This is a genomic window from Streptomyces hygroscopicus subsp. hygroscopicus (assembly GCF_001553455.1).
GTDB lineage: Bacteria > Actinomycetota > Actinomycetes > Streptomycetales > Streptomycetaceae > Streptomyces > Streptomyces hygroscopicus.
This window is the reverse complement of sequence record NZ_BBOX01000362.1, coordinates 1-10347: the sequence shown is the minus strand read 5'-3', so window position 1 is coordinate 10347 and position 10347 is coordinate 1. Positions and strand designations below refer to the sequence as shown.

At 72.2% G+C, this 10347-nt stretch carries 10 protein-coding genes and 1 tRNA gene; 9 read left to right on the top strand and 2 right to left on the bottom strand.

Annotation, left to right across the window (positions count from 1 at the left end):
• Nucleotides 1-1272 (bottom strand): GTPase (locus tag AXW62_RS31330; RefSeq protein ID WP_252368807.1); only part of this gene is annotated, 1272 nt, incomplete at its 3' end.
• A 3-nt stretch (nucleotides 1273-1275) separates the two neighbouring features.
• Nucleotides 1276-2886, bottom strand: a complete 1611-nt coding sequence (locus AXW62_RS31325; RefSeq protein ID WP_060947469.1) for a dynamin family protein — start codon at nucleotides 2884-2886, stop codon at nucleotides 1276-1278.
• Nucleotides 2887-3269: 383 nt separating this feature from the next.
• Here AXW62_RS31325 and AXW62_RS31320 point away from each other — a divergent pair.
• The 9 genes from AXW62_RS31320 to AXW62_RS44650 all read left to right on the top strand — a co-directional run bounded on the left by AXW62_RS31320 (nucleotide 3270) and on the right by AXW62_RS44650 (nucleotide 10278).
• Nucleotides 3270-3342: transfer RNA gene (locus AXW62_RS31320), tRNA-Arg, on the top strand.
• A gap of 192 nt (nucleotides 3343-3534) precedes the next feature.
• Nucleotides 3535-3813, top strand: a complete 279-nt coding sequence (locus tag AXW62_RS31315; RefSeq protein WP_060947467.1) for a type II toxin-antitoxin system Phd/YefM family antitoxin — start codon at nucleotides 3535-3537, stop codon at nucleotides 3811-3813.
• The gene (locus AXW62_RS31310; RefSeq protein WP_060947466.1) at nucleotides 3803-4258 is read left to right on the top strand and encodes a type II toxin-antitoxin system VapC family toxin; all 456 of its coding nucleotides are present in this window, start codon (nucleotides 3803-3805) and stop codon (nucleotides 4256-4258) included. Before AXW62_RS31315 ends, AXW62_RS31310 begins: the two co-directional genes overlap by 11 nt.
• Nucleotides 4259-4415: 157 nt before the next feature.
• Complete coding sequence (locus AXW62_RS31305; RefSeq protein WP_060947465.1) at nucleotides 4416-4844, top strand: VOC family protein; 429 nt, start codon at nucleotides 4416-4418, stop codon at nucleotides 4842-4844.
• Nucleotides 4845-5261: 417 nt separating this feature from the next.
• On the top strand, nucleotides 5262-7331 hold the full coding sequence (locus AXW62_RS31300; RefSeq protein ID WP_060947464.1) for a TerD family protein: 2070 nt from the start codon (nucleotides 5262-5264) through the stop codon (nucleotides 7329-7331).
• Between the two features lie 492 nt (nucleotides 7332-7823).
• The gene (locus AXW62_RS31295; RefSeq protein ID WP_060947468.1) at nucleotides 7824-9041 is read left to right on the top strand and encodes a helix-turn-helix domain-containing protein; all 1218 of its coding nucleotides are present in this window, start codon (nucleotides 7824-7826) and stop codon (nucleotides 9039-9041) included.
• Nucleotides 9042-9197: 156 nt separating this feature from the next.
• Nucleotides 9198-9791 (top strand): hypothetical protein, encoded by a 594-nt coding sequence (locus AXW62_RS39985; RefSeq protein ID WP_079115889.1) that lies wholly within the window; start codon nucleotides 9198-9200, stop codon nucleotides 9789-9791.
• Entirely contained in the window at nucleotides 9788-10138 is a 351-nt protein-coding gene (locus tag AXW62_RS31285) for a hypothetical protein (protein ID WP_063817692.1), read from the top strand. The genes AXW62_RS39985 and AXW62_RS31285 overlap by 4 nt, the downstream gene beginning before the upstream one ends.
• A complete protein-coding gene (locus AXW62_RS44650) occupies nucleotides 10135-10278 on the top strand; it encodes a hypothetical protein (protein WP_169808186.1) in 144 nt (47 codons plus the stop codon). Before AXW62_RS31285 ends, AXW62_RS44650 begins: the two co-directional genes overlap by 4 nt.
• Nucleotides 10279-10347: the final 69 nt, after the last annotated feature.

Sequence of the window (10347 nt, the reverse complement as noted above, 5' to 3'; positions counted from 1 at the left end):
CCCCCGCAGCCGCCCCCACGGTGTCCCGCACGCCCACTCCGCGTCCCGCAGCCAGGCGCGCTCCGCCGCCCGTCCGGCCGCCGCCGCGCCCGCCGCCTCCGCCAGCCGGTCCTCGAACTCCGCCCGCGCCCGCCCGGTGAGGCCGACCGGTCCGGCGTCCGCCACGTACTGCGGCCGCAGCCGGGTCATCGTGCCGTCCACGTCCGCCGACAGCCGGCGCTCGGCCGCCCCGCACTCGGTCGTGAGCCGCCCCAGCATCTCGCGCAGCTCCCCGACGCCCTCACCGGTCAGCGCGGACAGGGCGAGCACGGCCGCCCCGGGCTCACCGTGCTCCCCCAGGGCGAGCCCGTCCTCGTCCAGCAGCCGCCGCAGATCGTCCAGCACCTGGTCGGCGGCCTCGCCCGGGAGCCGGTCCACCTGGTTGAGCACGACGAAGGTCACCTCGGCGTAACCGGCGAGCGGCCGCAGATAGCGCTCATGGAGGACCGCGTCCGCGTACTTCTCGGGGTCCACCACCCACACCACCGCGTCGACGAGGCCCAGCAGCCGGTCCACCCGCTCCCGGTGGCCCGGGGCCGCCGAGTCGTGGTCGGGCAGGTCGAGCAGGACCAGCCCGCGCAGCGCGGGGTCGTAGGGATAGCCCGGGTTGCGCCGGTCCACCGCCGGGATGCCGAGCCGGTCCAGCAGGCCGTCGGCGTGATCGGTCCAGGCGCAGGCGAGGGGCGTGGCGGTGGTCGGACGGCGGATCCCGGCCTCGGAGAGGGGGGCTCCGGCGAGCGCGTTGAACAATGTCGACTTACCGCTTCCGGTGGCCCCCGCCACGGCGACCACGGTGTGCCCATAGGGGTGCCGTGCCCGCGCGTCCGCCTCGTCGAGCACCCGCGCGGCCCCGGCGAGCGTGCGCCCCTCCAGCCGGGACCGGGACAGCCCCACGAGCTGGCGCAGGGCCTCCAGGCGGGGCCGCAGGGTGCCGGTGGCGAAGCTGCGGGCCCCCGCCTCGTACACGGCGTAAGGAGGGCCGCCGAAGGCCCGCCGGCCGGTTCTCTCCCCCGGGAAGCCCGCCGGACCGCCGGAGAGGCCCGGCGCCGCCTCCTCCGGCCTCCCCGCGCCCACCGCGTCCACCGCGCGGGCCGGGCGGCCTGCGGCACGCCCTCCGGCCCACCGGTGCGCGCGGCGGGCGATCAGCCCGTCGTCCCAGGTGTGGCGGCCCGCCGCCACCCGGTCTCCCCCACCGCCCTCGTTGCCGTCGTGGTCCTCCGGGGCCTGCACCATCGGTCACCTCTCCTTCTGCAGTACGGACAGCGCGGCGATCAGCTCGACCTGTTGGTCGGGGGTCATGTCCAGGGCGTCCAGGGGGGCGAGCGTGCGGTCGCGCTCCGCCCGCATGACGCGTGCGACGCAGCCGTCGAGCAGCCGTCCGCCGCGGTCGCCCAGGCGCAGCGCCGCATGGGCGCCCAGGGTCTCGGCGAGCTTCTCGCCCGCCGTACGGGCGCGGCGTCCGCCCAGGAGGGACGCGGCGAGCAGGGCGGCGATCTCCTCCGGCGCGCGGCTGCCGCCGCATTCGGCGGTCCGGGCCCGCGCCTCCTCCTCGGCCAGCTCCTCCACACAGCGCCGCCAGCGCCGGACGGCCACGCCGATCCGCTCGGCGGCGCCGCCGGCGTCGCACGGCGCCAGCCCGGCCCGCGCGGCCGGATCCCGCCTCCCGGCCTCCGTGACCTGTTCGTCGGCGGTGGCGGCCGCGCTGCGCAGCAGGGTGGCCAGGGAGTCGGTGAGAGCCGTAAGGAGCTCATCGGGCGTGCTGTCGTGCGGCAGGCCGTACCAGTGGGTGAGCGCGCCGCCCGCCAGCGCCGCGCCCTGGGCGATCTCGCGCCGCACCCGCTCCACCGCCTCCCCGTAGGCGCCCTCGACCCGCTGGACCAGCCGCACCGCGGCGGCGTGCTGGGCCGCCGCGGCCCCGGCCAGCGCGGGCATCCGGGAGCGGAGCGAGGCCAGCGTCCCGGCGGCCGTACGGGCGGCGGCGACGGTACGGGCGTACGGGTCCTGTGCGTGCTGGGTGAGCCAGGCCCGCAGCGCGGCGACGGCGGTGGCCGGCAGCAGCCCGCTGCCGCCGCCCGCCGACTCGGGGAGCTCGGGGATGGTGAAGCGGGGGACGTCGCCGAGCCCGGCCGCCGTAAGGAGCGCGGCGTACTGCCGGGAGACCTCGGCGGCCACCTGGTGCGGCACCCGGTCGAGAACGGTGACGAGGGTGACGTCGTACTCCTTGGCGGTTCGCAGCAGATGCCAGGGAACCGCGTCGCCGTAGCGGGTGGCCGTGGTGACGAGCACCCAGATGTCCGCGGCGCAGATCAGTTCGGCGGCCAGCTCGCGGTTGCGCGCGACCAGCGAGTCGATGTCGGGCGCGTCGAGCAGGGCGAGCCCCCGCGCCAGCCCCGGATCGGTCTCCACCCGCAGCGCGGCCGGCCCCTCCTGCGCCCGCCCCTCCTCGTCGTACGCGCTCTCCGCCCGTTCCCCCTGCGCCGGCACCCACACCCGGGTGAGCTGCGGCAGCACCCGCTGCCCGGCGAACCAGGGGTGATCGTCGGGGTGGCACACCAGCACCGGCGTACGCGTTGTGGGCCGCAACACCCCGGCCTCGGTGACCCGCCGGCCGACCAGCGAATTGACCAGGGTGGACTTGCCCGCGCCGGTCGATCCCCCGATGACCGCCAGCAGGGGCGCTTCGGGGGCGCGCAATCGGGGCACGAGGTAGTCGTCCAGTTGAGCGAGCAGCTCGGCGCGACTGCGGCGAGCGCGGTCGGCGCCGGGAAGGGGGAGCGGAAACCGAGCGGCGTCGACACGGTCACGCAGTGCGGTCAGCGCGTCGAGCAGCCGGGGCCGTACGTCCAAGATCGCCACGTGGTGAAGAATGCACGCTTTTGGTGCCTTTTTGAAGCGTATGCTCACTCGTGCGCGTCAAAGAGACCCGCCCGGATCACCCCAAAAGGGTCACGGGGTGGGCGTGACGACAGAGGCTCGGGCATAACGAGTGCACAACACCCGTTCTCTGAGGCGTGAAAAACGATGCGAGTTTCGGACTCGCCTGCGATTATCAGACCGCTTCACCGAACCTCCACAACGTGCCACGGAGGTGAAGCAACCGGGGCGAGGCGCAGGGAGCCCTATCCTTGTCCCCGGCAAGGTCACGGTCCGTCGAGTCCGGCCACCCGCACCACGGCCGCCCCGTCGGCCCCGTGGGTACCGGGGGCTCGCGAGTTCCACGACCACCACCGGCCCCCGTAGCTCAGTGGATAGAGCAGGCGCCTTCTAAGCGCTTGGCCGCAGGTTCGAGTCCTGCCGGGGGCGCATCCAGCCTCTCACCTGCACAACGCGTGAGGGGCTCTTTCATGTCCGGATGCACATCGCTCCACGAGCAGGCGCCTTCGCCTGTCCGCGATCGCGGACACAGACAGACCCTGCCTCGCGGCGACAAGGACTCTCGTCAGCGAATCCACACCATAATCACGGCGTAGCACCGGGTAGCACACCTTCGCTATCATGGACAGCATGACAGCGCAGCCGGAGATCACTCAGCGCGATCTGCGCACCCGCTCCAAAGAGATCATGGACGCCGTCCAGGGAGGACAGGCGTTCACCGTCACCCGCGACGGGCATCGTGTCGGCGAGCTGATCCCGCTCCGCCGCCGTCGCCGCTTCGTTCCCCGCGCCGAGTTCGCGGCCATGTCGCGTACCGCCCCTGACATCTCGCTGGACGCCTTCCGCGACGACCAGGGCGCCGTCATCGATCAGGAGTTGGACGACCCGTATGCCCGTTGAGCACGAGCAGGGTCTGCTCGACACCAACATCATGATCCTGCGCAAATGGATCGACGCTGACGAGCTACCTGCCGAGATGGCCATTAGCGCCATCACCCTCGCGGAACTCTCCGCAGGCCCCCACCAGGTGCGCGGAGGCGAGCAGAGCGACTACGACGAACACGCGGAGCGGGCCCGCCGCATGGACGTCCTGCAGCGCGCCGAAAACGAATTCGACCCCATCCCCTTCGACGTGGAGGCGGCCCGTATCTACGGCAGAATCTGCGCCGCCGTCGTCTCCGCAGGCCGCAAGCCCCGTCGCCGTGTGGCCGACCTGATGATCGCCGCCATCGCGGCCGCCGAGGGACTCCCCCTGTTCACCACCAACCCCGACGACTTCAAGGGCCTCGATGACTTGATCACCGTCGTGCCCGTCACCAGGCCCGAGATCCTGCACGACCGGTAGTACCCCGTCCGCCCCGCCCTGCGCCGGAAGTCACGGTGGTTCCACTCCCGGTCGCGGACCCCGCCGTCCGTCACCAACTCACCTCACGCGAGACCTCGATCTGCACGGAAATGGCGCCCGGTGCCTCGGTGTCGGCACGCACCCACACAGTGTGCCGATGACGCCGATCAAGAAGTTCCAAGTCACCTTCGACTGCGCAGAACCTGAGCGGCTCGCTCGTTTCTGGTGCGAGGCGCTGGGGTACGTCATACCGCCCCCACCGGCGGGGTTTGCCACATGGGACGATTTCAAGCGATCGCAGCCACCTGAACAGCGGGATTCCTGGTTCGCCTGCGTCGATCCCTCAGGTGTGGGCCCGCGGCTGTACTTCCAGCGTGTCCCCGAGGGGAAGGCCGCCAAGAACCGGGTGCATCTTGATGTGCGGGTCGGCACCGGACTCGTGGGGGAAGAGCGCCTCGCCGCACTTGAGGCGGAATGCGCACGACTGGTCCCGCTCGGTGCGGTGCACGTGCGCACACTGTACGACGGCGATGATTCGTGCATTCCGATGCTGGACATCGAGGGCAACGAGTTCTGCATCCACTGAGAGACCGCGAACGTGCCTTCGCCCTGTCCCCATCAGCCGGGGCGAGGCACGAGGGGTGCTCATCAGCCAAAGCCCCCAGGAATGACACCAAGCGCTTTGACGGCATTCGTTCGCGAGCGACCAGCGAAGACGCAGGTGAGCACATCGCTCAACCCCTGACACCTTCTAAGCGCTTGGCCGCAGGTTCGAGTCCTGCCGGGGGCGCGCCGGACCCTCTCCTCTACGCACATAGCGGAGGGGGTCTTCTCGCTGTTCAGGGGAACATATCGGGGCGGCCGTCGGCGCGGCCGTCGGGGTGGCATAAAGGCCGGCCCGGGACGGAAGCCACGCTTCCGCAGGGACGGATCACCGGAACACATGAGGATGAATGGTCATCCGGGTTGAAGGACGGGTGAATATCGCATCATCCTTACCGCCATGTCTCTCACGTCTCCCGCCCCCGGCCTGTCCGACGACGCATCCGGCCTGCGCGACCACGCCTACGACTGGGCGCTGGTGGACGTGGAGACCTCCGGGCTGATCGCACGCCGGGACCGGGTGCTGTCCGTGGCGGTGGTCACCTTGGGACCGGACGGTGAGCCGACCGGGGAGTTCTCGACGCTGCTGAACCCCGGCTGCGATCCGGGGCCGGTGGAGGTGCACGGGCTGACGGCCGAGCGGCTGCGCGGGGCGCCCGGCTTCGACCAGGTCGCCGGGCGGATCGGCGCCATGCTCCAGGGCCGCGTACTGGTCGCGCACAACGCCCAGTTCGACTACGACTTCCTCGCGCACGAATTCGCCCGCGTGCGGATGTGGCTGCCGGTGACCCAGCGGCTGTGCACCCTCGCGCTGAACCGGCGTGTCGATCCGCCGACCGAGGACCTCACGCTGGACAGCCTGGCCGCGCATTACGGCGTACCGCGGCGGCAGGCGCACGACGCCCTGGACGACACACGCGTCCTGGCCGGGGTGCTGCGCGCCTCGCTGCGGGAGGCGGCACGGCTGGACCTGCCGCTGCCGCTCGTGGCCTGCCCGCCGCGCCAGGACCCGCGGTTCACGCCCCAGCCGCCCAAGACCGCGTGCGCCTACCGCAACCCGGGGCGACTGGTCCCGGGCGGTCCGCTCCGGCAAGGCATGAAGATCGCCATCACCGGGCAGACCACGACCTCCCGTGCCGAGTTGGTCGGACGGTCCGTCGCCGCCGGGCTGAACATCATGTCCTCGGTCAGCCGGCACACCAGCGCCCTGGTCACCAACGACGCGGCCTCGGACTCCGCGAAGGCGCGGCGCGCGCTGGCCGAGAACGTCCCGGTGATCGACGAGCGCACGTTCCTGCGGCTGCTGGACGATGTACGGCCCGGTACGCCGCATGAGCGGACGGCGCCCGCGGCGGTTCCCTCCCCGCGCCCTGAAGCGGCCGCCTCCCCGAGCCCGGCGACGGCTTCTTCCCCGAGCCCTGCGACGGCTCCCTCCCCACGTTCTGCGGCGGTTCCCTGCCCGAGTCCCGTGGCCGACCCTTCTGCGGGCCCCGCGGCGGTCCCCTCGGCCCACTCCGCGGCGGTTCCCTCCTCGCGTCCCGAGGCCGACCCTCCGGTCCACTCCGGGGTGGACCCCTCGCCGCGTCCCGAGGCCGACCCTCCGGGCCGCGAGCCCCAGCGGCCCGCGGGGGAGGTCCGGAAGCAGCCGAGAAGGCCGCGTCCGGCCCCGGACGGGCCCCTGGCCGGGCGCCGTGTGCTGGTCCTCGGCGGTACCCACCCCGCCGCCGCGGCCGCCCGCAGCCGGATCGTGGAACTGGGCGGGGCCGCGGCGATCAACCTGTCCGCGAGCGTCACCGACGTGGTGCTGCTCGACGGGAGCGACGCCGACCGCCGTATGCGCCGGATCGTCTCGCTCGCCATCCCCACCCACAACGCCCCCTGGCTCGCCGCCCCGGACATCGCCCCGGTCCCCCGCCCCACCGGCGGGCGCGAGGCGGCGCACGTCCTGCCGCGAGGGGGTGTTGTCGACATCCCGGACGGATCCGCGCCGGGGACCCGGTGGACCGTCACGGCCTCCTGGGCCCAGCAGACGGCCTGTGAGATCGATGTCGTCGCCTTCGTGGTCGACGAGGACGAACAGGTCTCCTTCGACGAGGACTTCGTCTTCTACGGCGCCCCGGAGAACCCCGGCGGCACCGTGCGCCTCCTCGGCGACGGGCCGACCGAACAGACCGTCAGCATCGATCTCGCGGCGCTGCCGCCCTCGTCCCGCAAGGTCGTCGTCGCGGCCGCGATCGACGGCGCACCCACCTTCGGCGACGTGGGCGCCATCCACGTCACGGCCGGCCCCGGGACCAGCGCGGCGCCGCTCGTCCAGGCCACGCTCGACGCGGCGACCACCGAACGGACCATGCTGCTGACCGAGTTGTACCGCCGCGGCCCCCTCTGGCGGCTGCGCACGGTCGGCCAGGGCTACGACCACGGCCTCGCCACCCTGGCACGCGGCTACGGCGTCGACATCGCCGACTGAGGCGGAATAGGCAGGGACGGAACGGCCGGGGCGCCTGCGCCGACTCAACCGCGCCCGGCCCGGCGGAGCCGGGTCCGTGCTCGGCCTCGCGGGGCCAGCAGGCCCAGAAGGGCCCCAGGGCCCGGCAGGGCCACCCGTGAAGGACGGACCGGACGGAGCCGCCCGGGGCAGACGGCAAGGACGGCAGAGACGGCCGGACATGCCCGGCCGGGGACAGCCTCCAGCCCCTGCCGTCCGACCCCGGCGCCCTGGCCTGCCGCAAGGACGCGGCGCCCGCACCGCCTGATCCGAGCGGCAGCCCGCAGCCCCCGACCGCACCCGCTCCCGACCGCCGCCGACTGTGATGCGCATCGCCCCTCCGGCCTCGGGCCGGAGGGGGCTTTCGCCATGCCCTCACCACGCCTTCCTTCATCACCCGTCAGGTGGACAGACTCGTAGATGGCGCCCCCATCGGCGTAGCGTTGATGGACCATCCACCTGGCGGGGGTGATCATGCAGTACGAGAACGAGACCATCGGCGATAGGATCGGTCGACTGCGTGAGCGACGCGAGCTGACCCAAGAGCAGCTCGCCGAGCACGCGAACGTGTCGGTGGACACCGTGCGGAAGCTTGAGCAGAACCGGCGGTTGACGGCGCGGCTTTCCACGCTGAACCAGCTGGCCCGCGCGCTGGACGTTGAGACGTCCGCGCTAGTCGGACAGCCAACCACCTTCGAAGCTCGCTCCGGTGGTGACACTCCCTCCGTGCTCGCGCTGAGGCAGGCGGTATCACCACTGTCCGACCTGCTCGGCGAGGACCCCGACCCGGAGGACCCGCCATCCGTGGGAGCGCTGCGTGCTTCGCTTCGATCGACGGAAGTTATCCGTCGTGAGGGACGCATGGGCTCGATCGGCTCTCTCCTGCCCCAGCTCATCCGTGACGCCCGCGTTGCGGCTCGTGCCCATCACGGCAGTGATCAGGCAGCTGCTCATGCCGTCCTGGCTGAGGCGTACCAGGTGGCGGCGACCACTTTTACGGCGTTGGGCAAGGAAGATGCGGCGTTCACCGCCATGGAGCGTGCCACCGAGGCAGCCAGGCGCTCGGACGACCCCCACCTCGAATCTATCGGCGCCTCTACCTTGGCATGGATCTTCACGAGGCAGGGACGGCTGGAGGACGCCGAGCGCGTAGCACTGACGTATGCCGACCAGATCAACCCCGGCTTCCGCTCCCAACCAGTTGATCTCTCCCTATGGGGGATTCTGCTGCTCCGCGCGGCAACAGCGACCGTACGTCAGGGGGAGAGCAAGTACGACAGGGTGGAGGAGTTGTTGAGGCTGTCCACGGGCGCTGCGGCAAGCATTGGGGTCGATCGCCTCGACTACGCCACTCCGTTCGGCCCCACCAATGTGGGTGTGGCGAAGGTGAATTTCCAGGTCGAGATGGGGAAGAGCGCGGAGGCGGTAACCACGGCCCGCACGGTGCAGCACGTCAGCTCGCTCCCCCCGACGTGGCGGGCTCGGTTCCACGTAGATCGTGCCCTTGCGTACTCCGACCTCCACCGGGATGAGTCAGCCACCCGCGCTCTGCTGAAGGCTGAGGAGGACGCGCCCGAGTGGATGAGGTACCACGGCACCGCGCGGCAGCTTGTGGCCGAACTCCGCGGCAGGGAGCGGCGCCGTACCTCTCCAGTGACGAAACTCGCAGACCGGCTCCACCTGGACGGGTAGGGCATTGCGTCCTACCTGGGTGAGAAAGTAGGACGGCCGGTCACTGTCTGATCGCATCTGGCGTCCCTAAGTTACGCCCCACTGGACAGCGGCGCCGATCAAGCGACCCCCCGCCGGGCAGATCGGTGCCACTTCCGCTCGACAACAGGGGCGCATATGACTACCAGATCCTTGCCGTGGACACCACCGCCCGCCGTGGACGTCGAGGCGTTACCCGTCGGCAGATGGTGGGATGCCGTCAGGGCAGCGCCCATGGTCGGCGAACGCGCACTGAAGACGCTCGGCGACCAGACCGGCGCCGTGATCCAGGACATGTACGGCACCCTGTACTGGCTCATCGCCGTGGGCTCCGCGACGAGCTGGCACCTGCGGCAGGTCCGCGTCCTCACAGAACTCGCCGACGAAAGAACCTACCTCGGCGTACCCCCCGTCTCCTGGACGACGGGCCCCAGGTCCCACTGGCGCGTACCCCTCGGCCCCGACCGCTACCTGACCCACCCCTGGCGCCTGCGGGAAGCCCTGGCCGAGGCCGACCGCGCCGAATACGGGCCCATGCCCGAGGGCCGCCAGCTCTGCTACCACTGCCAACTGCCCACCAGCGAACCCATCCCCGTCGACGTGGAAGCCCGCAGCAACGGGGTAGGCCAGATCACCTACGCCTGCCCCACCCACGCACCCCTCTACCCCACAGGCCAGCAGCCCCGGACCCTCACCAGCGCACCCGCGACCGCGCACGAGGGACGCCGATGAAGAGGAGCGAACTGGCCACCACGGCACCGGGACCGGGCCCGGCCGGAATCGACCCGGCCGCCCTCACCCGCGAGCAACTCCACGGCTGGCGCTGCGCCCTGTGCGGCACGCTGCTCACCGGGGACCGCCCGCTCGGCACGGTCACCATCGGCCAGGGACCCACCCTCACGACCTACCCCCTGTGGGCCTGCGACCCCAACTGCGCCACAGAGCACGCGTGGCGCGCGGCCATCGGCCATGCCGCGGGGTGCGAAGCGTGCAGGACGGGCGAGTGCGAGACCGGCCAGCGGCTCCTGGACACCTACACGGCGGCCTTTCGGCAGGAGCGCGAGGGAGGTGCCGGATGAGGCACCGCCGGCAGCCTCCCACGGCGCGGGCCGCGCTGCTCGCCTTCCGCGCCGCCCGGATGGGCCTGACCCTCAGCCCGATCCCGCCGCTGCCGGCCCTCGCGGTCCACCTCTGCGTGGCCGGGGGCCCGGCCCGATAGACCGGGTGGGCCGTCGGCGGCCCGGGGTCCCCCGCCCCGGGCACGACTTCGCGCCGGCGGCCCACCCTC

What these genes read in the sequence shown, in the direction of transcription:
- AXW62_RS31315 (WP_060947467.1), top strand. Translation starts at nt 3,535, where the DNA reads ATGGACAGCATGACAGCGCAGCCGGAGATCACTCAGCGCGATCTGCGC.
- AXW62_RS31310 (WP_060947466.1), top strand. Translation starts at nt 3,803, where the DNA reads ATGCCCGTTGAGCACGAGCAGGGTCTGCTCGACACCAACATCATGATC.
- AXW62_RS31305 (WP_060947465.1), top strand. Translation starts at nt 4,416, where the DNA reads ATGACGCCGATCAAGAAGTTCCAAGTCACCTTCGACTGCGCAGAACCT.
- AXW62_RS31300 (WP_060947464.1), top strand. Translation starts at nt 5,262, where the DNA reads ATGTCTCTCACGTCTCCCGCCCCCGGCCTGTCCGACGACGCATCCGGC.
- AXW62_RS31295 (WP_060947468.1), top strand. Translation starts at nt 7,824, where the DNA reads ATGCAGTACGAGAACGAGACCATCGGCGATAGGATCGGTCGACTGCGT.
- AXW62_RS39985 (WP_079115889.1), top strand. Translation starts at nt 9,198, where the DNA reads ATGACTACCAGATCCTTGCCGTGGACACCACCGCCCGCCGTGGACGTC.
- AXW62_RS31285 (WP_063817692.1), top strand. Translation starts at nt 9,788, where the DNA reads ATGAAGAGGAGCGAACTGGCCACCACGGCACCGGGACCGGGCCCGGCC.
- AXW62_RS44650 (WP_169808186.1), top strand. Translation starts at nt 10,135, where the DNA reads ATGAGGCACCGCCGGCAGCCTCCCACGGCGCGGGCCGCGCTGCTCGCC.